Genomic DNA, 22,476 nt, shown 5'->3' with positions numbered 1-22,476 from the left:
TGGCCCCCTCTCGTCAAGTTGTTGTGTCGCAACTCAACTTTAACCGATGAGGCCCTATCCTTCATCCTTTTTTATTCAACTGTCCAACATGTATTGTACTCCTACAGAAATGTGAAAAAAATTTGAAAAAGCCACTTGCAAAACAGAACGGTCTGTGGTATATTATATAAGCTGCATGAAACAGGCAGTGGAAAAGAGAATATCCGGGTGTGGCGAAGTTTGGTATCGCGCTTGAATGGGGTTCAAGAGGCCGCTGGTTCGAATCCAGTCACTCGGACTTACAAAACTGTCTGTGGAAACGCAGACGGTTTTTGTTTTTGCAGCGTTTCCCCGAACCGGCGGCCTCTTGGCGCCGGAGGCGCGTAAAAATCGGCCGGTGCCCGGGAGGGCAGGCGGAACGCCGGCCCTCCCGCTGGTTCGAATCCAGTCACTTGGACTTACAAAACCGTCTGTGGAAATGCAGACGGTTTTTGTTTTTGCAAAGGTTACCCCGAACCAGCAGCCTTTTGGCGCCGGAGGCGCGTAAAAATCGGCCGGTGCCCGGGAGGGCAGGCGGAACGCCGGCCCTCCCGCTGGTTTGCATCCAGTCACTTGGACTTGAAAAACGTCTGTGCAGAAACAGGCGTTTTTCTTTTTGCAAAAGCTACGGGAAGGAGAGAGAATATGCAGCTGGATCTGACACGAGGCTCTGTTGGAGGGACGATGCTGCGCTTTGCGCTGCCCATGATTTTGGGAAACCTCCTCCAGCAGTGCTACAACATTGCGGATACTGTGATTGTGGGACGTTTTCTGGGGTCCACAGCGCTGGGCACGGTGGGCTCGGCCTATACGCTGATGACCTTTCTCATCTCGATTTTGCTGGGGCTGTCCATGGGCAGCGGCGCGTTATGCTCCATCTGCTGGGGCCGGGAGGATATGGACGGTCTGAAGGAGCGGGTATGCACTTCCTTTGTGCTGATCGCGGCGCTGACAGCGGCGCTGAATCTGGCGGCTTTTTGGGGGCTGGAAGAGATTTTGGGTCTGCTTCAGGTGCCGGCGGAGAACCGTGCGCTGATGCGCGACTATGTGTGGGTGATCCTCTTTGGACTGCCTGCCACCTTCCTTCGCCTATATGCCGGTACAGGATTTCGGAAACGCCTTTTCCACCTTTATCGCCCAGAACTACGGGGCCCGAAAGCCGGAGCGCATCCGGCAGGGCATCCGGTGGGCGGTGGGAACGGCGGCGGTATTCTGCCTGCTGGCATCGGCGGCGGTATGTCTGCTGGCCCGTCCGCTGCTGGGGCTTTTTGTGGGAACGGAGGAGGAGATCCTGTCCATCGGGACGACCTATCTGCGGATCGAGGGCGCATTTTATGTGGGCATTGGCTGTCTGTTCCTTTTTTACGGGCTTTACCGTGCGGTAGCCATGCCGGCCATGAGCGTGGTGCTGACGATTGTGTCTCTGGGGACCCGGGTGGTGCTGGCCTATGTACTGTCCGCCATTCCGGCCATTGGGGTGCTGGGGATTTGGTGGTCGGTGCCCATTGGCTGGGCGCTGGCCGACGCGGTCGGTTTTTTCTATTATCGCGGGTGCGCCGGCAAACTGGAGCAGGCCTGTCGGCTTTAACGGCAAAAGCTCCCGGACCGTCTGTGGTCCGGGACCTTCCTTTTTGTAAAAGGGCAGTAAAAAACCCTGAGGAAATATATCCTCAGGGTTTTTGGCGGAGAGAGAGGGATTCGAACCCTCGAGACGCTATCAACGCCTACACGATTTCCAATCGTGCGCCTTCGACCAGCTCAGCCATCTCTCCACGGCGCTGCTCTACGCATGTACTGTTTTTCAGTTGTTACATTCATCTCTCGCAGACGACGTTGATTATTATAGCATATATTTTGGATTCGTCAAGAGCTTTCTCGAAAAAAATCAAAAAAATTTTGGAGGGGGGAAAGGGGGCCGGGACTGCATGGGGAATAGTAACAAGTTGTTACCGTTTTGACACCACTTTTTACTGACGGAACCGGGGAAAGCAAGAAAAGAAGAACGCAAACACCTTGCGGCACAAGGGATTGCGAGATTTGTTCAAATTTGCTCTTGCAATGGCATGGAAAATAAGTTACAATACGGTTACAATCTGTTACAGAGAAAGTAACAGACTGAAAACATAATAGTTACAGGAGGTCTTTTGAGTATGCAGAAGCGAGTGTCCTGCCTGGTCATCTGCCTGGCCCTGATGGTGTCCATGAGCAGCCATGCGGCCGCCGCCGAGAGCAAGAGCAATCAAGTAAACATCGTCGTAAACAGCAATCAGCTTTCCGCTAACACGACTGTAACCAAGGTCGTGAACAACAGCGTATATGTATCTTACTGGCCCGTTGTGTCCGCTCTTTATCCCGACGCCACCGTGGCGTGGGAGAACGGCAAATCCGTGGCTCGGACCCAGGGCCTGACCCTGTCGGTGATTCCCGGCGCCAGCTATATCGAAGCCAACGGACGTTATCTTTACGTAGCCGATACGGTGCAGGTGGAGGGCCAGTCCATTCTGGTTCCCGCCCGCGTACTGGCCAAGGCGCTGGGCGCCTCTGTGGCCTGGGCGGACAACACCGTCACCTTCCTGGCCGGCAGCGGTCCCATTGCCTCGGGCAGCAGCTATTATAACAGCGATTCCGTCTATTGGCTCTCCCGTATCATCAACGCCGAGAGCGGCAACCAGCCGCTGACCGGCAAGATCGCGGTGGGCAACGTGGTTTTGAATCGTGTGTCCAGCTCGCTTTTCCCCAGCACCATCAAGGGTGTCATCTTCCAGAAGAACCAGTTCACCCCGGTGTCCAACGGAAGCATTTACTACACGCCCAATGAACAGAGCGTGATCGCCGCCAAGCTGTGCCTGGATGGCGCCAACACAGTGGGGAACAGCCTCTATTTCGTCAACCCCAAGGTTTCTCCCAACAGCTGGGCGTCCCGTAACCGGACCTATGTGGCCACCATCGGCGCCCACGCCTTCTTTGCGTAAGGAACCGATCTACGACCGAAAATGATGTTTGCTCTCGGAGGAGGGCCCGCCGTAATATACGGTGGGCCCTCTTTTTTTATTCGGTGCGGCGGGAGCGGTCTGCGTTTGGATTGTGTCTGCGCCTGTCCGCCATAATGGCCTCCATGGCTCCGGCTGCCTGGGGATAGGGGAGCACAGCCCGCCGGATGCCCAGTTGAGCCGCCACCCGCAGCTTTTTGCGCACGGAGGCGGCGTCGTCAAAGAGGACGAAATGCCCGCCGCTCTCTCGGGACATATAGGTAAAGTAGTGGGCGCAAAGGGCGTCGGAAAAATAGATCTGCGGGTCCCAGCGCTGCCGCAGGGCCTGCAGGTCCGCCGGTTCCAGTGGACGGCCCTGCCCGTCCGGAGAGGGGAGGGGAAAGTCATAGGCCACCGGCTCCACCGCCAGGGCCAAGCCCTCCGCCCCCCGCGTTTGGATCACCTCGGAGAGGCGCTGATACAGAGACCCGCCGGAAAGCGCGGAGGAGATCAGGAGCTGTCCCCTTGAGAGAGCGTTTGCGTAGGGCTCCGGCGCCAGAAGAGGCCATCCGCGCCGGCCGAGGGCTTCATCCAGGGCGGCGATGGTTTGGGTCAGCAGAGGGAGGGACGGCCCCTCAAAATCGCACAGTACGCCGGTAAATCCCCGGGCGTCGCACTCCCGCAGGATCTCCCGCGCCAGGGTATCGCTCCGTCCCCGTCCGTCGCAGCCCGCGGCGTCCATGGCCAGAAATCCGCCCCGTGGGATGGGACTGAGGTCGGAGCGGAACAGATGGCCGCCGCCGCCCACCCGATAAGCCAGATGCGCCACCGGCAGGCCGAAAGAGGCCGCTTCCCGGCCCTGGCCCGGCGGCGCGAGGAGAAGAAGGGAAAGCCCGCCGTCACCCATGAAATCGTTACCCCCTTGTTCCTGCCAGAGGCAGATGATATAATAATAGCCGTCGCCCATTGAAGGGGGCGGCGTGCCGCTGAGGCGGATATACCATTGAACATATGCGCCGCGGCACAAAAAAGACTTGTAAAAGAGGTGAGGGCATGGCCATCTCCCTGCTGGCCGACCATGTATATTCCTCCGTCACCGATATTGACCCCCAAACGCTGGCCGACGCGGGCATCCGGCTGCTGCTGGCCGATCTGGACAATACGCTGGTGCCCTATGGCGTTTTGGAGCCGGAGCCCTCGGTACGGGAATGGAACCAAGGGCTGCGGACCGCGGGCGTGACGCTGTTTCTGCTGTCCAACAGCCGAAAGCCGGGGCGTCCCGAGACGTTTGCCCAAAAGCTGGACATCCCCTGGATCGGCCACGCGGGCAAGCCCAAGGCGGGCGGATTTGTCCGGGCCATGGAGCGGATGGGCTGTACGCCGGAAGAGACCGCCATCGTGGGCGACCAGATTTTCACCGACATTCTGGGGGGCAACAACGCCGGAGTCACCACGCTTCTGGTGGAGCCCATCCGGCTGGCGGGCAATCCGGGGCGCTATGTGCGCTATGCGGTGGAGTGGCCGTTCCGTGCCCTGGCCAGGCAAAGGAGCAGACGATGAGCATCAAATTCGGACCGGCGGGCAACGGGGACGCCTTTCCCTACCGCTCGTCGGTGGACGCCCCCCGCTGGCTGGCGGAGCTGGGCCTGAACGCCTATGAATACCAGTGCGGCAAAGGGGTTAACCTTCGGGAGGAGACGGCCCGCAAGCTGGGGGGCGCGGCGGAGGCCGCGGGGGTGACGCTGTCCCTCCACGCGCCCTATTTCATCAATCTGGCCAATCCCGACCCGGACAGCCGGCAAAAAACCATCGGCTATATCACCGCCGCCTGTCAGGCGGCGGACTGGATGGGGGCAAAGCGGGTGGTCATCCACTCGGGGGCACTGATGAAGCGTACCCGCCGGGAAGCCATGGACATCGCTCTGCCCACGCTGAAGGCGGTGCTGGCGGCCTGTGACGAGGCGGGGTATGGGCATATTGCTCTGTGCCCCGAGACCATGGGAAAGATCAACCAGCTGGGGGATCTGGACGAGGTGCTGGAGCTGTGTACGCTGGATGAGCGGCTCATTCCCACGGTGGATTTTGGGCATCTATATGCCCGGTCCCTGGGGGCGCTGGAGGGGCATGAGGCCTGCGTGAAGATGCTGGACCGCATCCGGGCGGTGCTGGGAGAGGCGCGGGCGTCGGTTTTCCACAGCCATTTCTCCAAGATCCAGTTCACCCCCAACGGGGGAGAAAAAATGCACCTGACCTTTGCCCAGGACGACTTTGGACCTGACCCTGCGCCGCTGATGGCGGAGATTGCCCGCCGCGGCTGGCAGCCGACCTTTATTTGCGAATCGGCGGGCACCCAGGCCGAGGACGCCCTGGTGATGAAGGGCCTTTACGAAAAGGCCCTGGGGTAACATGCAGGGACGCCGGATATGGCGTCCGCAGAGATAGAAAGGAAGTAATTGCCATGAATCATCTGAAGCAAATCGCCGCCGGGCTGGACGCCTATGGCATCGACGCCATGCTGGTCAACAGCGAGCCGGGAGAGTTTTATGCCATCGGTTTCCACGGCGAGGGCAACGTGGTGGTGACCAGGGAGGGCTGCTACTACTTCACCGACTCCCGCTATATCGAGGCGGCAAACGACCTGGTCACCGGCGCTCAGATCACCATGACCGACCGGGGCCGCAACTATAAGGCCATGGTGCAGGAGGTCATCGACCGGCACAGCATCAAGGCCTTGGGTTTTGAGGACGCCTATCTGTCGGTGGCCGACTACAACGGCTGGAAGGAGGGCCTCACTGCCCAGCTGGTGCCCGCCCAGGACCTGCTCACCGGCCTGCGGGCCTCCAAGGACGAGGAGGAGCTGGCCCGGATGCGCAAGGCCCAGGACATCACCGACGCGGCCTTTACCGCCATCTGCCGGTTCATCAAGCCCGGCGTCACTGAGCAGGAGATTGCCGCCCGGCTCCAGTACGAGATGCTCTGCCGGGGCGCGGAGAAGATGAGCTTTGACCCCATCGTGGCCTCCGGACCCAACGGCAGCAAGCCCCACGCCATTCCCAGCGACAAAAAGGTGGCGCTGGGCGAGTTCATCACCATGGATTTCGGCTGCAAGTTCGGCGGCTACTGCTCCGACATGACCCGCACCGTGGCTCTGGGAGAACCCACCGAGGAGATGCGCAAGGTGTATGACGTGGTCCTCCAAGCCCAGCTGGCGGGCATCGCCGCCGCCAAGGCGGGGGTCCCCGGCCGGGACATCCACAACGCCGCCGCCAAGGTCATCGAGGAGGCCGGTTACGGCGACTACTTCGGCCACGGCTTCGGCCACAGCGTGGGCATCGAGATCCACGAGTCTCCCAACGCCAACCACTCCAACGAAAAGCCCATGCCGGAAGGGGCCGCCGTCTCCGCCGAGCCCGGCATCTATCTGCCCGGCAAATTCGGCGTGCGCATTGAGGACGTGCTCATCCTCCGGGCCGGCGGCAACGAGGATATCACCCGTTCCCCCAAGGAGCTGATCATTCTCTGAGCCGGGGTGGGGCGGGAAAAAATGCCCCTTTTCCGGTGAAATTGGAGGGACCCCCTTGCAAAGAGAGGGAAAGTAGGGTAAAATAAAATCGCTTATCTATGAAATACCTGTTTGGAGGATGAATTTCAATGCCTACGATTACTGCCAGTGATTTCCGCAACGGCGTGACCTTTGAAATGGACGGTCAGGTCATGCAGGTGGTCGAGTTCCAGCACGTCAAGCCCGGCAAGGGCGCCGCTTTCGTGCGCACCAAGATGAAGAACGTCATTACCGGCGGCGTGACCGAGACCTCGTTCAACCCCACCGCCAAGTTCGAGCAGGCTTATATCGAGCGTAAGGACATGGAGTACAGCTACAACGACGGCGATCTGTACTACTTCATGGACCCCGAGACCTACGACCTGGTGCCCATCGGCTCCGACAACCTGGGCGACTCCTTCCGCTTCGTCAAGGAGAACATGACCTGCAAGATCAACTCCTACAAGGGCAAGATCTTTGCCGTGGAGCCTCCCACCTTCGTGGAGCTGGAGGTCACCGAGACCGACCCCGGCTTCCGGGGCGACACCGCCACCAACGTCACTAAGCCCGCCACCCTGGAGACCGGCGCTGAGATCAAGGTCCCCCTGTTCATCAACCCCGGCGACAAGATCAAGATCGACACCCGTACCGGCGAGTATCTGGAGCGCTGCAAGGGCTGATCCGGAACCGTACCAAACAGCAAGGAACCGCGCCTCAAATTGTGGCCGCCTGCGAAAAGGAGAATCATTATGACGATTTCTGAGAAGGTCGCGTATCTGAAGGGCCTGGCCGAGGGCCTGGGTCTGGACACCGAGAAGTCCAAGGAAGGCAAGCTCATCTCCGTGATGATCGGCATTCTGGAGGAGATCAGTCTTTCCCTGGAGGACCTGGAAGAGAACACCACCGCTTTGGGCGAGGAGCTGGACGCCGTGTCCGATGACCTTTCCGACGTGGAAAAGGTGGTCTACGGCGGCGATGATGAGGACGACGAGGATGAGGACAGCTGCGACTGCTGCGGCGGGGACGAGGAGGAAGAGGACTTCTTCCAGGTGGAGTGCCCCAACTGCGGCGAGGAGCTGACCATCGACCACGACGTGCTGGAGGCCGGCACCATCGAGTGTCCCGCCTGCAAGAGCCAGTTCGCCATCGACTTTGCCGACGAGTGCGGCTGTGACGACGAGGACGACCACTGCGGTTGCGGCTGCCACGATCATGACGAGGACTAAACCCATAAAGACCGGCGAGGTCAGGAATGAAAACTTCCTGACCTCGCCTTTTGTTTTATGAAACATCCAGCCTCTGGATTTCCTGGGAAACGGCGCCCAGCACGTCCCACAGCCGGGCCGGGTCTACCGCGTCCTTGTTGTCCAGATAAGCGTAATAGCCGCCGTAGATCTGGAAGCTGACCAGCACCCGTTTGACGGGGTCGTCCCGGTATTCCGGATGCTCCCGCCACACCAGCTCCTCCAGCCCGGCCTTCAGGCGGGAGATGAAATGGCCCTGCCGGCTGCCGGAAAAGAGGACGCGGATCTGTTCCTGATGGGCCAGGTGGCCCAGCGTCAGGTCGCGGATAAAGGCGGCGGGACGCTGAAAGACATACTCCGGGTGTGGGAGGCGGGCCAGGATATCGGCCACAGCCGCCTCCTCCAGGGCGTCGGAGAGGGCATAGAGATCGGTATAGTGGTCGTAAAAGGTGGATTTGTTGATCATGGCCCTTTGACAGAGCTCTTTGACGGTGATTTTCTCCAGCGGCTTCTGGGCCCGCAGCGCCAGAAAGGCCTGGGCGATGCTCCGCCGGGTCTTTTCGATGCGCAGATCCATATCAGCGCCTCCTTTCAGACATTTTCCGAAAAGGGTTGGTTAACCTACGCTCGATGAAAATTGCCGGTGGTAAAACGTAGGTGCATCTATTATACTCCTATCACAGTCTGAAAAACAACTCATGTCTGATTATTTGAGGAGTGAATCGATATGGATTACCAGAGCTTTTATGCCGGTACTTGTTTTGACGCCTACCGGTATCAGGGCGCCCATCGGGAAGGGGACGGGGTCATATTCCGCACCTTCGCGCCGGCGGCGGCGGGGGTGTCGGTGATCGGCGATTGGAACGGCTGGACCGAGACCCCGATGGAGAAGGAGTATGACGGCAATTTCTGGGTGTGCCGGGTGGGGGAGAAGCTGCCCGACGGTACCCGGTACAAATACCGGATCTGGAAGCAGGACGGCTCCTTTCTGGACCATTGCGACCCCTATGGCTTCGGGATGGAGCTGCGGCCCGGGACAGCGTCGGTGCTGCGGACGCTGGAGGGCTTTCCCTTTGGGGATCAGGTGTGGATGGCGGGGCGGACCGACCGGAAGAAAGGACCGCTGAATATTTACGAGCTCCATCTGGGCGCCTGGAGGCGGAAGGCGGATGGAAGCTGGTACAGCTATACCGAGCTCATCCCGGTGCTCATCCCCTATCTGATGGAAAACGGCTTTGACTGCGTGGAGTTTCTTCCCCTCAGCGAGCATCCCTGCGATGAATCCTGGGGTTATCAGAACACCGGATTTTTCAGCCCCACCGCCCGTTACGGGACGGCGCGGGAGCTGATGTCCCTGGTGGACGCCTGCCACCGGGCCTCCATCGCGGTGATTCTGGACTTTGTACCCGTCCACTTCGCGGTGGACGACTACGCCCTTTGGAATTACGACGGCACCGCCCTTTACGAGTATCCCCATCCGGCGGTGGGGTACAGCGAGTGGGGGAGCTGTAATTTCATGCACGCCAGAGGGGAAGTGCGCAGCTTTTTGCAGTCCGCCGCCCATTACTGGCTGGAGGAATACCACATTGACGGCCTGCGGATGGACGCGGTGCGCAACCTGATTTATTGGCAGGGGGACCCGGGCCGGGGGGAGAACCAGTGCGGGCTGTCCTTCCTGCGGGAGATGAACCGGGGTCTAAAGGCGCTTCATCCAAACGCCATGCTCATCGCGGAAGATTCCAGCGCCCATCCCGGCGTCACCGCGCCGGTGGAGGCGGGGGGCCTTGGCTTTGACTACAAGTGGGATCTGGGCTGGATGCACGATACCCTCTCCTATTTTCAGATGCCCCAGGCGGAGCGGAAGAAGGGCGCCTATGCCCTGACCTTTTCCATGGAATATTTTTTCAACGAGCGCTATATTTTGCCCCTCTCCCACGACGAGGTGGTCCATGGCAAGGCGTCCATTTTGCAGAAGATGGAGGGACTGCTGGAGGGAAAATTCCCCCAGGCCCGGGCGTTTTACCTCTACATGTTTGCCCATCCCGGAAAGAAGCTGAATTTTATGGGAGCGGAGCTGGGGCAGACCACCGAGTGGAGCGAACAGAAGGCGCTTGCGTGGGAGCTGCTGGAGCAGCCGGAGCATCAACGCTTTCAGCGGTTTTTCCGGGACCTGAATCTGGTCTACCACTATCATCCGGCGCTGTGGGCGGAGGACTACGGCCCCAAGGGGTTCCGCTGGCTGGCCCTGGAGGAGGAGCGCTGTCTCTTTGCCCTGGAACGGCGGGGGGAAGGGGAACGGGTGGTGTTCGCCTTCAATTTCAGCTGGACGCCGGAGAACTTGACGCTGGAGCTGGAGGAGGGCGCCCTTCTCCAGCCGCTGCTGGACAGCGACAATACGGTCTACGGCGGGGAGAGCCTGTGGGACGGCCGCCCGCTGGAGGGGGAGGAGGGCTGCTTCCGGGTGACGCTGCCGCCCTGTTCCGGCCGGTGCTGGATGGTACTGAAGGCATAAAAAACGAGGTCAGAACCGCGGAAAGGTTCTGACCTCGTTTTTACAGAGAAAAATCAGTGGAGCACCCGGACCCGGATGACGTTCTCCAGGCCGCGGATGGCGGCCTCGGTGTCGGCGGAGACGTCGCCGTCCACGTCCACCATGGTGTAGGCGTACTCCTTGGCGCTCTTGTTGGTGAGATTTTCGATGTTGAGTCCCTGCTGGGAGAGCGCGGCGGTGAGGCTGGCCAGCACGGAGGGGACATTGCGGTGGATGACGCACACGCGAGCGGCGCCGCCCCGGTCCATCACAGCGCTGGGGAAGTTGACGGAATTGCGGATGTTGCCGTTTTCCAGATAATCCACCAGTTCCTGAGCGGCCATGACGGCGCAGTTGCGCTCACTCTCAGGGGAGGAGGCGCCCAGGTGGGGAATGGCCACCACACGGGGATCGGTAACGATGCGGCTGTTGGGGAAGTCGGTGACGTAGCAGGCCACCTTGCCGCTCTCCAGAGCAGCCAGCATGGCCTCGTCGTTGACCAGCTCGCCCCGGGCCAGGTTAATGACCCGGACGCCCTCCTTCATCTCGGCGAGGACCTGGGCGTTGACGGTGTCCTTGGTCTGGGGCATGTAGGGCAGATGGAGGGTCACATAGTCGGAGCTCTTCCACAGGATAGACTCATCCTTAACGATGCGGACATGGCGGTCCAGCCGCAGGGCGGTCTCCACGGACAGGTAGGGATCGTAGCCGATGACCTCCATGCCCATGGCAATGGCGGTGTTGGCCACCAGCACGCCGATGGCGCCCAGGCCCACCACGCCCAGGGTCTTGCCCATGATCTCGGGGCCCACAAAGGCGGACTTGCCCTTTTCCACGGCGGCGGCCACATCCACGCCGGCGGCGGCTTGCTCCCGGACCCAGTCGGAACCGCCGATGATGTTGCGGGAGGCCAGGAGCATGGCGGCAATGGCCAGCTCCTTTACGGCGTTGGCGTTGGCGCCGGGCGTGTTGAACACCACGATACCGGCCTGGGCGCAGCGATCCACGGGAATATTGTTGGTGCCGGCGCCCGCCCGGGCGATGGCCAGCAGAGAGGCGGGAAACTCCATATCATGGATCTTGGCGGAACGGAGGAGCAGGCCCTCCGGGGCGTCCACAGTGTCGCCCACCTGGAAGCCGTCCTGCTCCAGTATGGCCAGTCCGGCCGGATCGATCTTATTCATGGTCTGAATCTGCATGATCAAAACCCCCAATGTTGAGATAAGAGATAAAAAGATAAGAGATAAGAGATAGAGAAGCCCGGCGGAAAAGGGGAAGTGCCACCGCCGGACTCTCCTATACGATATGTTATGTCCTGTTGTACCGCAGACGGAAGCTTTCCCTGCCTACTTTTTTACGGCTTCCGTATTCAGGAGGCGAAACCGATGAAAGCTTTCCCTGCCTACTTTTTTACGACTTCCGTATTCAGGAGGCGAAGCCGATGAAAGCTTTCCCTGCCTACTTTTTTACGACTTCCGTATTCAGGAGGCGAAGCCGATGAAAGCTTTCCCTGCCTACTTTTTTACGGCTTCCGTATTCAGGAGGCGAAGCCGATGAAAGCTTTCTTTGCTTACTTTCTTTCTCGAAAGAAAGTAAGTTCTCGAAAGAAAGTCAGTTGGCGGCGTCGAATTTACGGATGAAGTCGCACAGCTTCTCCACGCCCTCCACAGGCATGGCGTTGTAGATGGAAGCGCGCATACCGCCCACGGAGCGGTGGCCCTTCAGGCTGCCCAGGCCCTGAGCGGTGGCCTCGGCGACGAACTTGGCGTCCAGCTCCGGCGTGGCGGACCGGAAGGTCACATTCATGTCGGACCGGGAGCCGGGCTTGGCGGCGCAGGTAAAGAGGCGGCTCTGGTCCAGGGTCTCATAGAGCATACCGGCGCGGGTCTTTTTCAGCTTTTCCATCCCGGCCACGCCGCCGTTTTCCTCCACCCAATCCAGCATCAGGCCCAGCATGTAGATGCACCAGCAGGGCGGGGTATTGTACATGGAGTCCTTGTCGATCATGGTCTTATAGTTCATCATGAGCGGGGTATAGGGCAGTTCCTTACCGGCCAGATCCTCCCGGATGATCACCAGGGTGAGTCCGGCGGGGGCCAGATTCTTCTGCGCGCCGGCGAAGATGATGCCATACTTGCTCACATCCACCGGACGGGACATGATGTCGGAGGACATATCGCACACCAGGGGCACGCTGCCGGTCTCGGGGACATACTGCCACTCGGTGCCGTAAATGGTGTTGTTGGCGCAGTAATAGAAGTAGGAGGCGTCAGCGGACAGGTCCAGCTGATCCTGGGTGGGGATGTAGGTGTGGTTTTCCTCAGCGGAGGAGGCGGCCACGTGGATCTCGCCGTACTTCTTGGCCTCTTTGTAGGCGATGTTGGAGAAGTTGCCGGTGACGGCGTAATCGGCCTTACCGGTGGCGGAGATGAGGTTAAGCGGGATCATAGAGAACTGGGAAGAAGCGCCGCCCTGGAGGAAGAGGACCCGATATCCCTCGGGCACACCCATCAGCCGGGCAAACTTTTCCTTGGTCTCCTGGAAGATGCGGTCAAAGGTCTTTGAGCGGTGACTCATCTCCATGACGGACATGCCTGATCCCTGATAATTGGTGATCTCAGCGGCGGCACGCTCCAGGACCTCCAGCGGCAGCATGGAGGGACCAGCCGAAAAATTGTAGATGCGTTCAGTTCCCATGGTTGCATTCTCCCTTCGAAGTTGCGCCGGCCGGCGGTCTGCACGGATCCGCCGAGCGGCGTCTGTTGCGTGGGTATAGACGTTATTATATTTCTTTAGCGCATTAACGTCAAGTAAAAAATCAGGATTTTGTTCTGGTTTGGCAGAAGGGGGGATTCGGCAATTGCACGGCGGTATGATTTATGATATAATTAAAAAATATGATGTGAATGGGAATGAAGAATGGAAAGATGGAGTTATGTGGAGAGCGGAAGTGATGGAAAGTTGAGAAAAGGTCGAGTATCAGACGCGGTAATCCGTCGTTTGCCCCGGTATTTCCGGCATTTAACTGATCTGGAATTGGCTGGAGTTGTACGCATTTCCTCCAGCGCGCTGGGGCAGTCCATGGGACTGACGGCCTCTCAGATCCGGCAGGATCTGTCCTGCTTCGGAGAATTTGGCCAGCAGGGCTACGGCTACAACGTGGAGAACCTGCGGCGGGAGATCGCCGACATTTTGGGTATGCGCCAGGGCCACACGGCCGTGCTGCTGGGCGCGGGCAATCTGGGCCGGGCGCTGATGGAGAACTTCCATTTTGAGCGCAGCGGCTTTACCCTGCAAGCGGCGTTTGACGTATGCCCGGAGGTGGTGGGCGTCAAGATGGCGGGGCTGACGGTACGCCACGCCAACACCCTGGAGGAGTATCTGCAAGAGCATCCCTGTGATGTGGGGGTCCTGACGGTGCCGCGCAGCGCGGCGCAATCAATGGCGGACCGTTTGATCGCCTCTGGGGTGAAGGGAATCTGGAATTTTACCAACATTGAATTGCAGCATGGGGCGGGGGGTGTGCGGGTGGAGAACGTCCACTTTGCCGACAGCCTGCTGACCCTGAGTTATTTGATTTCGGAGGGCGTATGAAGGGGAAGCGATGGATGGCGGGACTGCTGGCGGCGGCTCTGCTGGTGGGAGGCGGCACGGCGTTGGCTGCCGGCGGAGACGTACTGGTTCCGCTGAGCTATCTGACGGGAGAACTGCTGCCCAGTCTGCTGGGACAGGCGGAGGACCGAATCGCCAGCGACACCCAGAAAACCTATGAAGAGGCGCTGGCGGACCTGCAGGAGGAATACCAATCGGACATGGCCTCCGCAGGCGGTCAGACCGGCCTGAAGGACCGGCGCTATAAGCGGGGCGACGTAATCTCCCTCACCGTCGGTTCGGGGGCCATGGCACTGGCGGGAGACGTGGAAATTGCCGGCGGAACGGCGGTGAACGTAACAGGCGGCTATACGCTGCCTCTGGGCGCGGCGCTGCCGCTGCGGCATAAGCTTCTGGCCTCGGAGAGCGGCACGCTGTCGCTGCGGGTGGTCAGCGAGACGGCGGTGATCAGCCTGGAGGGGGTGTACAGCCTGGAAGCCAGCACCGCCACCGACTATAACGCTCTGGCCGGGGCTTTGGCGGAAATGGGGTTGTTTCGGGGCACCGATACGGCCTATGGCAGCGGTTATGATCTGGAAAACATCCCCACCCGCATTGAGGGACTGGTTATGTTCCTCCGCCTCATCGGGGAGGAGGAAGCGGCGCTCTCCTATACGGGCGTCAATCCCTTTGTCGACGTGCCCGCCTGGGCGGATCGCTATGTGGCCTATGCGTACAGCAAGGGCTACACCACCGGCGTGAGCGGGACGGCCTTCGCACCGGAGCGCGCCATGGGCGCCAGCGAGTATGTGATTTTCCTGCTGCGGGCGCTGGGATACAGCGAGACGGGGGACAACCCTGATTTTACCTGGCAGACCGCCCTTGCCCAGGGAAAGGCGCTGGGGGTGCTGACCAGCGGGGAGTATACCCTGCTGACCGCGGAGGAGACCACCTTCTGCCGGGCGCATCTGGCGTATCTGTCCTACTTTGTGCTGGACGCCCAGCGCAAGGCGGGCGGCACGCTGCTGGACTGGATGGACGACAAGGGCGCGGTGGACGCCGCAGAGATCAGAAGCATTCAGGCGGGCGTGGCCGTAACGCGGCAGTAAAGGAGCGGCGATGGAACAGAAGGTAACCTTTGTGCATTTCAGTCCCACCGACGGGAGTCATCGGGCCGGTCTGCTGCTGGCCCGTGCGCTTGGCACGGTGGAAGAAGAGATCGACCTGACCCGGCGGGAGGAGGCGTCCCACCTCTGTCCGCCGGACCGTCTGGCGGTGGTGGCCGGCCCGGTGTACGGCGGCCGGATGCCAGGGCTGATGATGGAGCGCCTCTCCCGTTTGACGGGAAACGGAGCCTGGGCCGTGGCCGTTGCGGTATACGGCAACCGGGCCTGGGAGGACGCTTTGGCCGAACTGGGGGACGGCTTGAGCGCCCGGGGCTTCCGCCTGTTGGGCGGCGCGGCGCTGGCGGCAAAGCATTCCATTGTGACCACGCTGGCGGCGGACCGGCCGGACGCCCTGGATGAGGAGGAGATCGCCGGCTTTGGCGGCGCGCTTCTGGACAAGCTGACCTCCGGCGGCAGAGAAGCGGCCCTGCCGGGGGACCGTCCCTACCGGGCATGGAAGGGCATGGCGGCTTTTCCCACGGCGACGGCGGAGGACTGCACAAACTGCGGGCTGTGCGCTCCGGCCTGTCCGGCGGGTGCCATCCCGGCGGCGCGCCCCTGGGAGACCGACGGGTCCGTGTGCATCCGCTGTATGCGCTGCGTGTCCCTCTGCCCGGCCCACGTCCGGGCGCTGCCTCCGGCGGCTCAGGCGGCCAGCGCCTCCCACCTGTCTCCCTTTGGGCGCGTGCGGGGCGTCAACCGGCTTTTCCTCTGAAAAAATAGGTCAAGCACCCATTTCCCACTGAGACATAGGATGAACTGAGACCGGACGGCAGCCGGGGCAAAGGCTCCGGCGGAAAAGGCCGTGTCTCCATCTTTCATCAGGAGGTACGCGTTATGGGGTGCAACAATAACTGGGGTGGCTGCGGCTGTCTGTGGATCATCCTGCTTATCATCATCATCTGCTGCTGCTGCGGCAGCGGCAATGGCAGCGGCTGCGGCTGTGGCTGCAACTGCGGCTGTAACTGTGGCTGCGGCTGCAACAACAACGGCTGCAACAGCGGCTGCGGCTGCTGAGTCCGGAGCATACCGGCGCACATAAGAAGGGGCGCATCCTGGGGGGTTCCATCCTCCCGGGGTGCGCCCCGTTTTTTATTGTCCGTCGCCGCCGTTATAAAAATCGCACCAGGGCCGGAGGGTGCAGGAAGCACAGTCCGGCTTGCGTGCCATACACACCGCCCGTCCATGGAGGACCATCCGGTGGCAGAAGTCGTTGGACTCCTCCGGCGGCAGGATGGCCCGGAGCTGCTGCTCCACCTTGACGGGGTCTTTGGAGCCGTCGGTAAAGCCCAGCCGTCCGGTGATGCGGATGCAGTGGGTATCGGCCACCACCACGCCGGGGGTGTGGTGGATGTCGCCCAGCACCAGATTGGCGGTTTTGCGTCCCACGCCGGGCAGCTTCAGGAGGGCGTCCATGGTGTTTGGCACCTTGCCGCCGTATTCATCCAGCAGCATCCGGGAAGCGGCCACGATGTCCCTGGCCTTGGCCCGGAAGAAGCCGGTGGAGTGGACGATCTCCTCCACCTCGGCCACGTCGGCATTGGCCAGCGCTTCCAGGGTGGGGAAGCGGGAGAAGAGGGTGGGGGTCACCTGGTTGACCCGCTCGTCGGTACACTGGGCGGAGAGACGGGTGGAAAAGAGAAGCTCATAATCCTTCTGATAGTGCAGCGAACAAATACCGTCGGGATAGAGGGCTTTGAGCTCCTCCACCACGGCGCGGACGGCTTCGGGAGAATTCATGGGGATCACCTCGTTGGAGATTGAATCAGATGTAACAGATATTATACCATACAGCCGAAAAAAATACGACAAAATTTTCATTGTGGTTTGGACGCTTTTCCGCTATAATGAAAGAAAGACTGCGGACGCAGTCGGCCGATCAAGGAGGAATCACGATTATGGTCAAGGAATGGATGGATTTCGTCGCCGCACACGATCCCGCCGTGGGTGAGGCGATCCGCGCCGAGTACGAGCGTCAGCGCCGCAACATCGAGCTCATCGCCTCTGAAAACTTTGTCAGCGAGGCGGTTCTGGCGGCTGCCGGCTCCGTGCTCACCAACAAGTACGCCGAAGGCTATCCCGGCAAGCGCTACTATGGCGGCTGCCAGTGTGTGGACGTGGTGGAGAACATCGCCCGGGAGCGGGCCTGCCAGCTCTTCGGCGCGGACCACGCCAATGTCCAGCCCCACAGCGGCGCCCAGGCCAACTATGCGGTCTACCAGGCCCTGTGCCAGACGGGCGACACGGTGCTGGGTATGGACCTGGCCAACGGCGGACACCTGACCCACGGCTCTCCGGTGAATTTTTCCGGCAAGAACTATAACATCATTTCCTATGGCCTCAACGACCGGGGATATATCGACTATGACCAGGTGCGCGACCTGGCCAAGAAGCACAAGCCCCGCATGATCCTGGCCGGCGCTTCGGCCTATCCCCGCATCATCGACTTCAAGACCTTTGCCGACATCGCCCATGAGGTGGGGGCCTACTTCTTTGTGGACATGGCCCACATTGCCGGTCTGGTGGCCACCGGCCTCCATCCCTCTCCGGTGCCCTATGCCGACGTGGTGTCCACCACCACCCACAAGACCCTCCGCGGTCCCCGCGGCGGCATGATCCTCTGTAAGGAGGAGCTGGCCAAGAAGATCGACTCGGCCATCTTCCCCGGCTCCCAGGGCGGTCCCCTGGAGCACATCATCGCCGCCAAGGCGGTGGCCCTGGGCGAGGCCCTCAAGCCGGAGTTCAAGACCTATCAGCAGCAGATCATCAAGAACGCTTCCGCTCTGGCCCAGAGCCTGATGCACGAGGGCTTTGATCTGGTGTCGGGCGGCACCGACAACCACCTGATGCTGGTGGACCTGCGCCGGGCCGGCGTCACCGGCAAGGAGCTGGAGCACCGCCTGGACGAGGTCAACATCACCGTCAACAAGAACGCCATCCCCAACGACCCCCAGAAGCCCTTTGTCACCTCCGGCATCCGTGTGGGCACCCCCGCCGCCACCACCCGCGGCCTGAAGGAGGAGGACATGACCCTCATCGGCAAGCTGATCTGGCGTGCCGCCACCGACTTTGAGGGCAACCAGGACGAGCTGCGGGCCGCCGTGGCGTCCATCACCGAAAAGTATCCCCTGTACGAGTGAGCGATCATAGGTAAAAGATAAGAGATAGGGGGGCTGTCAGAATGAAACGGATTGCCGCGTATTTGTTGTCATTGAGTGTAATCGCGGGATGCTGTACGGCGCAGGCGCTGGCAGCGGAACCCAACGCCGGCGAAGCGCCGGAGGTAGAGATCGAGGGCTGCGTGCTTCCGCTTGCGGAAGCGCCGTCGGACTGGGCGGCGGAAGAGGTGGACCGGGCTTTGGAACTGGGCCTGGTGCCTGACGAGCTCCGGTACGGCTGGCAGCAGCCTATCACCCGGGCGGAGTTTGCCTGTCTGGCCCTGCGCTATCTGACGGTGCAGTATGGCTTTGAGACGGAGGAGGACTTCGTCAACCTCTACGGCAACGCCGTCTCGGACGGCGACGGGAGAGGGGTTTACGGCGACATGGAAAACCGCTGGGGGGTGCTGGGGGACAACTGGCGCTTTACCGACGTGACCAACGGCGACCTGCGGCCCTATATCAACGCCGCCAACTACTTCGGCGTGGTCAACGGCACGGGGGACGGCTCCACCTACGAGCCGGACAGGACCATCACCCGGCAGGAAGCCGCCTGTATGCTCCTGCGCAGCTACCGGGTGGTGGACGATGAAGCCCAGGCAACCGGCAGCGCCGCCCACTTTGCGGACAGCGGCCAGATCGCCGACTGGGCCAGCGCCGATGTGGCGGCGGCGGAGTCGCTGGGCATCATGCAGGGGACCGATACCGGCGCCTTTGACCCGCTGGGTACCTACACCCGGGAGCAGGCGGTCCTCACTTTCGTGCGCCTCTATGAGAGCGTCCCGGAGGAGGCCGTGGCCTCCATGGAGGAGATCCAGGCGCAGGCGTATGAAAAGTGCCTTTCCTGGGCGCTGAGTCTGGGCGATACCGGAAGTACGGTAGATTTTCGGGCGGATACGGACGAGACTACCATTCTGGCGGTGCAGTACCACAACATGATGAGCTTTGGCGCGAAGATCGTGGCGGTGGACCGCACGGGAGCTGTCCGGACGCTGTGGGGCGGGACCAGCTCCGACTGGGTCCTCAGCGAGGACGAAGCAACTTTGACCTTTACCGCGGATGGGACCGTCCATACCGTGGAGCTGTAAGCGAGAACCTCAAGAATGGCCGCCTGCCGGGCGGCCATTTTTGATGTTAAGAAAAACTTAGGAAAGAGCACCAGGAAGCTGTAAGAGCCCCATGGTATCCTAAAAGCACGGTAAGGAGGAGCGAGAGAGTATGAACGAATGTGTGCTCATCGTGGATGACGACAAGGCCATCGTCAACGCCATCTCCATTTTGCTGGAGAAGGAGGGGTATCAGACCCTGAAGGCCTACAATGGCCTGGAGGCGCTGGCGCTGGCGGCGGAGCGGTCGGTACAGCTCATCATCCTGGACGTGATGATGCCCAAGCTGGACGGCCTGTCGGCCCTGATGCGCATTCGGGAACGGCGGAATTTACCCATCATTGTGCTGTCGGCCAAGAGCGAGGAGAGCGACAAGATTCTGGGGCTTTCCATGGGGGCGGACGACTATGTGACCAAGCCCTTTCACGCCCAGGAGCTGGCGGCGCGGGTGCGGAGCCAGCTGCGGCGCTACACCACCCTGGGGGACGCGGCGGCGGAGGCGCGGAGCGGCGAGCTGGTCAATGGCCGTCTGACCTACCGGCCGGAGGACCGGGTGCTGCTGGCCGACGGGGAGGAGGTACACCTCACTGCCACGGAGATGGGAATTTTCGACCTGCTCATGCGCAATCCGGGCCGGATATTTCCGGCGGAGGAGATTTACAGGCGGGTATGGGGGGAGGAACCCCTGTCCGCGCCGGAGAACACGGTGATGGTCCATATCCGGCACATTCGCTCGAAAATCGAGCTCGATCCCAAGGAACCGGAATATATAAAGGTGGTGTGGGGCATTGGATACAAAATGGAAAAGCGTCAAAGCCGTACTTAGCTTTTGCTTTCTGCTGGTATCGACAACAATTTTTGTGCTTTTTGCAATTTATTCCGTGGTTGTGGCGGGCTCGTCGGACCTCCGGCGGATCGGAGAGAGCTTTGCGGCGGACTATCAGGAGACTGGGGACTTCCGGGGGGTGATGGAAAACTATCTGCGGGACGGGCTGTATGTGGCCATGTTTTCCGAGAGCAGCAGTGCGGACAGCCTGTTGCAGGACCGAAACCTGCGTTATGAGGTCTACGACGGCACAAAACTCCTTGCGGCAAACACCCAGGAGATGGACGAACGTCTGATGAGCCGCCAGGTGAAGGGGTATAATTTCTATCTCAAATACCAAAACGGCACGGTCACCCTGTGGAAGGACGGGGAGGAGCTGGACGTCTACGGCGACGGCGTATACCGCGGCGTATGGGAACAGTGGGACGTGCCCGGTTACAGCAACCGGAGCATCTATGACTATCTGTACGACTGGATTACAGCCCGGGACCCGGAGGAGATTCGGGAAATGACGGCGGATGTGACCATCTGGCTGGCGGCGGCGGAGACGCCGGCGGAGTACCAGCAATGGAGCAGTCTTTATGGGATTGTAAGAGGCCAGGAGAACGTGCGTTGGGCCGTTTTCCTGGCGGGCGGCATCGGCCTGGTTGGCCTGGTGCTGCTGGTGTGGACGATTCTCTGGCGGCGGCATCTGGGCCGGGCCTGGGCGGCGCTGGCGGGTGTGACGGGCAGAATCTGGCTGGAAATCAAGCTGATCTTGCTGCTGCCCCTTCTTTGGCTGCTGTTTCAACTTTTTCTAGGTTTGTTGAACTATTATATCAGCGAGGAAGGGGCTCTGCTCCTTTGGCTGGAGGCGGTGCTGCTCAGCATCTACCTCAACGACTGCGTCCGCAACTGGGGCCATCTGCGGGCCCACAGCTTCTGCGGCTGGCTGGTGCGCAATCTTCGGGCAAGGGAGCAGGCGCTGCCGGTTCAGAATCGGCTGATCCGCCGGAGCTTTTTGTCCTGGCTGGGGGTGCTGATTCTGGCGGCGGGGGCGGCGGCGATGGATTTCGTCCTGTTCCTTTCCACCTTCCAGTATCCGCCGCTGACGCTGCTGACCATTGTGTTGGGCATTCTGGGGCTTGCCATTATAGTCCAGCAGTGGAGCGGCTGGAAGGCCCAGAAGCGGCTGGCCCAGGATCTGGGGCGCGTGGCCCAGCAGATCGGGGACATGAGCGCGGGACATTTTGATCCGCCGGAGCAGCTGCCCCAGGATGGGGACCTGTCTGCCCTTTCCAAGGACCTGATTGAGATCGGCGGCGGGCTGCAAAAGGCGGTGGAGGAGCGGACCCACAGCGAGCGGATGAAGGTGGCCCTCATCACCAACGTGTCCCACGATTTGAAAACCCCGCTGACCTCCATTTTGAGCTATACGGATCTGCTGGCCCAGGAGGAGCTGCCGGAGACGGCCCGGGACTATGTAAAGATTTTGCAGGAAAAGGCGGAACGGCTGCGGGTGATGGTGCGGGAGGTCTTTGAGGTGAGCAAGGCCACCACAGGCAATCTGGATATCCGGTGGGAGACGCTGGATCTGGGCAAGCTGCTGCGCCAGACCCTGGCCGACCAGGCCGAGCCCATGGAGCGGAGCGGTCTCACCTTCCGGGTGGAGCTGCCGGAGGGGGAGGTTTCCATCCGGGCCGACGGCGACCGGCTGTACCGGGTGTTCCAAAACCTCATCCAGAACGCCCTGCAATATGCCATGCCCGGTTCCCGGGTGTACATCACGCTGGAAGAGGACGAAACGCAGGCAGTGGTGCGGATACGCAACATCTCCAGAGATGAGCTGCCGCAGGATGTGGATTTTACGGAGCGGTTTGTCCGTGGGGACGAGAGCCGCACCGACGGCGGCAGCGGCTTGGGCCTGGCCATCGCCAAGAGCTTTACCGAGGCCTGCGGCGGGCGGTTCCTGGTGCGGACCGAGGCGGACCTGTTTACCGTTGAAATTACCTTCCGAACGGTATAAACCGCATAAAAAAGCGAGGTTAGGACCCAAGAGAGGGACCTAACCTCGCTTTTTGATAGAAAGGGGCGGCCACGAGGGCCGCCCCTCCCGTCATGTAGGGGCGACCCTTGTGGTCGCCCGCGTCCATGCAGGCATCTTGCCGTTTCCTGCAACCTGGTCAGCGGAAAAAGGGAACAGGATCAGCCGTCGATGCCGTAGCCGTCGGGGTGGGAGGTGTGCCACTTCCAGGCGGTGGCGATGATGTCCTCCACGTTGGTATACTTGGGCTGCCAGCCCAGTACGTCCATGGCCTTCTGGCTGGAGGCGATGAGGGTAGCGGGGT

The 22,476-nt window shown here is 60.9% G+C and carries 21 protein-coding genes, 2 tRNA genes and 1 pseudogene; 18 read left to right on the top strand and 6 right to left on the bottom strand.

Features of this window, described 5'->3' with window-relative positions:
- The first annotated feature begins 203 nt into the window (after window positions 1–203).
- The 3 genes and pseudogenes from H7U37_RS10925 (at window position 204) to H7U37_RS16265 (ending at window position 1,606) form a co-directional block, all read left to right on the top strand.
- Window positions 204–277, top strand: a tRNA-Pro gene (locus tag H7U37_RS10925).
- Window positions 278–663: 386 nt separating this feature from the next.
- A pseudogene (locus H7U37_RS16270) lies at window positions 664–1,059 on the top strand (MATE family efflux transporter); the annotation flags it as partial.
- A 22-nt stretch (window positions 1,060–1,081) separates the two neighbouring features.
- The gene (locus H7U37_RS16265) at window positions 1,082–1,606 is read left to right on the top strand and encodes an MATE family efflux transporter (protein WP_338049824.1); all 525 of its coding nucleotides are present in this window, start codon (window positions 1,082–1,084) and stop codon (window positions 1,604–1,606) included.
- 92 nt (window positions 1,607–1,698) lie between these two features.
- Here H7U37_RS16265 and H7U37_RS10915 read toward each other — a convergent pair.
- Window positions 1,699–1,790: transfer RNA gene (locus H7U37_RS10915), tRNA-Ser, on the bottom strand.
- A 378-nt stretch (window positions 1,791–2,168) separates the two neighbouring features.
- Between H7U37_RS10915 and H7U37_RS10910 the strand changes: the two genes are divergently transcribed.
- Window positions 2,169–2,990, top strand: coding sequence for a cell wall hydrolase (locus H7U37_RS10910; protein WP_204875634.1), 822 nt, complete (start codon window positions 2,169–2,171; stop codon window positions 2,988–2,990).
- Between the two features lie 76 nt (window positions 2,991–3,066).
- Here the strand turns inward: H7U37_RS10910 and H7U37_RS10905 are convergent, their stop codons facing one another.
- Window positions 3,067–3,954 (bottom strand): glycoside hydrolase family 18 protein, encoded by an 888-nt coding sequence (locus tag H7U37_RS10905; protein ID WP_204875633.1) that lies wholly within the window; start codon window positions 3,952–3,954, stop codon window positions 3,067–3,069.
- Between the two features lie 86 nt (window positions 3,955–4,040).
- Between H7U37_RS10905 and H7U37_RS10900 the strand changes: the two genes are divergently transcribed.
- The 5 genes from H7U37_RS10900 (at window position 4,041) to H7U37_RS10880 (ending at window position 7,754) form a co-directional block, all read left to right on the top strand.
- Window positions 4,041–4,547, top strand: coding sequence for a YqeG family HAD IIIA-type phosphatase (locus tag H7U37_RS10900; RefSeq protein ID WP_204875632.1), 507 nt, complete (start codon window positions 4,041–4,043; stop codon window positions 4,545–4,547).
- The gene (locus H7U37_RS10895; RefSeq protein ID WP_204875631.1) at window positions 4,544–5,392 is read left to right on the top strand and encodes a TIM barrel protein; all 849 of its coding nucleotides are present in this window, start codon (window positions 4,544–4,546) and stop codon (window positions 5,390–5,392) included. Before H7U37_RS10900 ends, H7U37_RS10895 begins: the two co-directional genes overlap by 4 nt.
- A 53-nt stretch (window positions 5,393–5,445) precedes the next feature.
- Window positions 5,446–6,510, top strand: coding sequence for a M24 family metallopeptidase (locus tag H7U37_RS10890; RefSeq protein ID WP_204875630.1), 1,065 nt, complete (start codon window positions 5,446–5,448; stop codon window positions 6,508–6,510).
- 128 nt (window positions 6,511–6,638) lie between these two features.
- The gene (gene efp, locus H7U37_RS10885) at window positions 6,639–7,208 is read left to right on the top strand and encodes an elongation factor P (protein WP_204875629.1); all 570 of its coding nucleotides are present in this window, start codon (window positions 6,639–6,641) and stop codon (window positions 7,206–7,208) included.
- 69 nt (window positions 7,209–7,277) lie between these two features.
- Entirely contained in the window at window positions 7,278–7,754 is a 477-nt protein-coding gene (locus tag H7U37_RS10880) for a CD1247 N-terminal domain-containing protein (protein ID WP_204875628.1), read from the top strand.
- A 55-nt stretch (window positions 7,755–7,809) separates the two neighbouring features.
- Here H7U37_RS10880 and H7U37_RS10875 read toward each other — a convergent pair whose 3' ends face one another.
- Window positions 7,810–8,349: a TetR/AcrR family transcriptional regulator gene (locus tag H7U37_RS10875; protein ID WP_204875627.1), complete on the bottom strand. Its 540-nt coding sequence runs from the start codon at window positions 8,347–8,349 to the stop codon at window positions 7,810–7,812.
- Between the two features lie 150 nt (window positions 8,350–8,499).
- On the opposite strand from H7U37_RS10875, the gene glgB reads away from it, so the two are divergent.
- Window positions 8,500–10,284 (top strand): 1,4-alpha-glucan branching protein GlgB, encoded by a 1,785-nt coding sequence (gene glgB / locus H7U37_RS10870; RefSeq protein WP_204875626.1) that lies wholly within the window; start codon window positions 8,500–8,502, stop codon window positions 10,282–10,284.
- Window positions 10,285–10,337: 53 nt separating this feature from the next.
- Here glgB and H7U37_RS10865 read toward each other — a convergent pair whose 3' ends face one another.
- Both H7U37_RS10865 and serC read right to left on the bottom strand, forming a co-directional pair.
- On the bottom strand, window positions 10,338–11,504 hold the full coding sequence (locus H7U37_RS10865) for an NAD(P)-dependent oxidoreductase (RefSeq protein ID WP_204875635.1): 1,167 nt from the start codon (window positions 11,502–11,504) through the stop codon (window positions 10,338–10,340).
- Window positions 11,505–11,913: 409 nt separating this feature from the next.
- The gene (gene serC / locus H7U37_RS10860; RefSeq protein WP_204875625.1) at window positions 11,914–12,999 is read right to left on the bottom strand and encodes a 3-phosphoserine/phosphohydroxythreonine transaminase; all 1,086 of its coding nucleotides are present in this window, start codon (window positions 12,997–12,999) and stop codon (window positions 11,914–11,916) included.
- A gap of 264 nt (window positions 13,000–13,263) precedes the next feature.
- Between serC and H7U37_RS10855 the strand changes: the two genes are divergently transcribed.
- The 4 genes from H7U37_RS10855 to H7U37_RS10840 all read left to right on the top strand — a co-directional run bounded on the left by H7U37_RS10855 (window position 13,264) and on the right by H7U37_RS10840 (window position 16,076).
- Complete coding sequence (locus H7U37_RS10855; protein WP_204875624.1) at window positions 13,264–13,896, top strand: redox-sensing transcriptional repressor Rex; 633 nt, start codon at window positions 13,264–13,266, stop codon at window positions 13,894–13,896.
- Window positions 13,893–15,002: an S-layer homology domain-containing protein gene (locus H7U37_RS10850; protein ID WP_204875623.1), complete on the top strand. Its 1,110-nt coding sequence runs from the start codon at window positions 13,893–13,895 to the stop codon at window positions 15,000–15,002. The genes H7U37_RS10855 and H7U37_RS10850 overlap by 4 nt, the downstream gene beginning before the upstream one ends.
- A gap of 10 nt (window positions 15,003–15,012) precedes the next feature.
- Complete coding sequence (locus tag H7U37_RS10845; protein ID WP_204875622.1) at window positions 15,013–15,774, top strand: 4Fe-4S binding protein; 762 nt, start codon at window positions 15,013–15,015, stop codon at window positions 15,772–15,774.
- Window positions 15,775–15,896: 122 nt separating this feature from the next.
- Window positions 15,897–16,076 (top strand): hypothetical protein, encoded by a 180-nt coding sequence (locus H7U37_RS10840; protein ID WP_204875621.1) that lies wholly within the window; start codon window positions 15,897–15,899, stop codon window positions 16,074–16,076.
- Window positions 16,077–16,151: 75 nt separating this feature from the next.
- Here the strand turns inward: H7U37_RS10840 and nth are convergent, their stop codons facing one another.
- Window positions 16,152–16,799, bottom strand: a complete 648-nt coding sequence (gene nth / locus H7U37_RS10835; RefSeq protein WP_204875620.1) for an endonuclease III — start codon at window positions 16,797–16,799, stop codon at window positions 16,152–16,154.
- Between the two features lie 158 nt (window positions 16,800–16,957).
- Here nth and H7U37_RS10830 point away from each other — a divergent pair, with 158 nt between their 5' ends.
- The 4 genes from H7U37_RS10830 (at window position 16,958) to H7U37_RS16200 (ending at window position 22,154) form a co-directional block, all read left to right on the top strand.
- On the top strand, window positions 16,958–18,199 hold the full coding sequence (locus tag H7U37_RS10830) for a serine hydroxymethyltransferase (protein ID WP_204875619.1): 1,242 nt from the start codon (window positions 16,958–16,960) through the stop codon (window positions 18,197–18,199).
- A 41-nt stretch (window positions 18,200–18,240) separates the two neighbouring features.
- Window positions 18,241–19,305: an S-layer homology domain-containing protein gene (locus tag H7U37_RS10825; protein ID WP_204875618.1), complete on the top strand. Its 1,065-nt coding sequence runs from the start codon at window positions 18,241–18,243 to the stop codon at window positions 19,303–19,305.
- A 130-nt stretch (window positions 19,306–19,435) separates the two neighbouring features.
- Window positions 19,436–20,149 (top strand): response regulator transcription factor, encoded by a 714-nt coding sequence (locus H7U37_RS10820; RefSeq protein WP_204875617.1) that lies wholly within the window; start codon window positions 19,436–19,438, stop codon window positions 20,147–20,149.
- A 34-nt stretch (window positions 20,150–20,183) separates the two neighbouring features.
- Window positions 20,184–22,154, top strand: coding sequence for an ATP-binding protein (locus H7U37_RS16200; protein ID WP_204875616.1), 1,971 nt, complete (start codon window positions 20,184–20,186; stop codon window positions 22,152–22,154).
- The last annotated feature ends 322 nt before the right edge of the window (window positions 22,155–22,476 follow it).

The organism is Pseudoflavonifractor phocaeensis (assembly GCF_016901735.1).
Classification (GTDB): Bacteria; Bacillota; Clostridia; order Oscillospirales; family Oscillospiraceae; genus Pseudoflavonifractor_A.
This window is presented reverse-complemented; position numbering and strand designations above follow the sequence as displayed.

What these genes read in the sequence shown, in the direction of transcription:
- H7U37_RS10910 (WP_204875634.1), top strand. Translation starts at nt 2,169, where the DNA reads ATGCAGAAGCGAGTGTCCTGCCTGGTCATCTGCCTGGCCCTGATGGTG.
- H7U37_RS10900 (WP_204875632.1), top strand. Translation starts at nt 4,041, where the DNA reads ATGGCCATCTCCCTGCTGGCCGACCATGTATATTCCTCCGTCACCGAT.
- glgB (WP_204875626.1), top strand. Translation starts at nt 8,500, where the DNA reads ATGGATTACCAGAGCTTTTATGCCGGTACTTGTTTTGACGCCTACCGG.
- H7U37_RS10895 (WP_204875631.1), top strand. Translation starts at nt 4,544, where the DNA reads ATGAGCATCAAATTCGGACCGGCGGGCAACGGGGACGCCTTTCCCTAC.
- H7U37_RS10825 (WP_204875618.1), top strand. Translation starts at nt 18,241, where the DNA reads ATGAAACGGATTGCCGCGTATTTGTTGTCATTGAGTGTAATCGCGGGA.
- H7U37_RS10850 (WP_204875623.1), top strand. Translation starts at nt 13,893, where the DNA reads ATGAAGGGGAAGCGATGGATGGCGGGACTGCTGGCGGCGGCTCTGCTG.
- H7U37_RS10845 (WP_204875622.1), top strand. Translation starts at nt 15,013, where the DNA reads ATGGAACAGAAGGTAACCTTTGTGCATTTCAGTCCCACCGACGGGAGT.
- nth (WP_204875620.1), bottom strand. Translation starts at nt 16,799, where the DNA reads ATGAATTCTCCCGAAGCCGTCCGCGCCGTGGTGGAGGAGCTCAAAGCC.
- H7U37_RS10840 (WP_204875621.1), top strand. Translation starts at nt 15,897, where the DNA reads ATGGGGTGCAACAATAACTGGGGTGGCTGCGGCTGTCTGTGGATCATC.
- H7U37_RS10905 (WP_204875633.1), bottom strand. Translation starts at nt 3,954, where the DNA reads ATGGGCGACGGCTATTATTATATCATCTGCCTCTGGCAGGAACAAGGG.
- H7U37_RS10820 (WP_204875617.1), top strand. Translation starts at nt 19,436, where the DNA reads ATGAACGAATGTGTGCTCATCGTGGATGACGACAAGGCCATCGTCAAC.
- H7U37_RS10875 (WP_204875627.1), bottom strand. Translation starts at nt 8,349, where the DNA reads ATGGATCTGCGCATCGAAAAGACCCGGCGGAGCATCGCCCAGGCCTTT.
- H7U37_RS10830 (WP_204875619.1), top strand. Translation starts at nt 16,958, where the DNA reads ATGGTCAAGGAATGGATGGATTTCGTCGCCGCACACGATCCCGCCGTG.
- serC (WP_204875625.1), bottom strand. Translation starts at nt 12,999, where the DNA reads ATGGGAACTGAACGCATCTACAATTTTTCGGCTGGTCCCTCCATGCTG.
- efp (WP_204875629.1), top strand. Translation starts at nt 6,639, where the DNA reads ATGCCTACGATTACTGCCAGTGATTTCCGCAACGGCGTGACCTTTGAA.
- H7U37_RS10880 (WP_204875628.1), top strand. Translation starts at nt 7,278, where the DNA reads ATGACGATTTCTGAGAAGGTCGCGTATCTGAAGGGCCTGGCCGAGGGC.
- H7U37_RS10890 (WP_204875630.1), top strand. Translation starts at nt 5,446, where the DNA reads ATGAATCATCTGAAGCAAATCGCCGCCGGGCTGGACGCCTATGGCATC.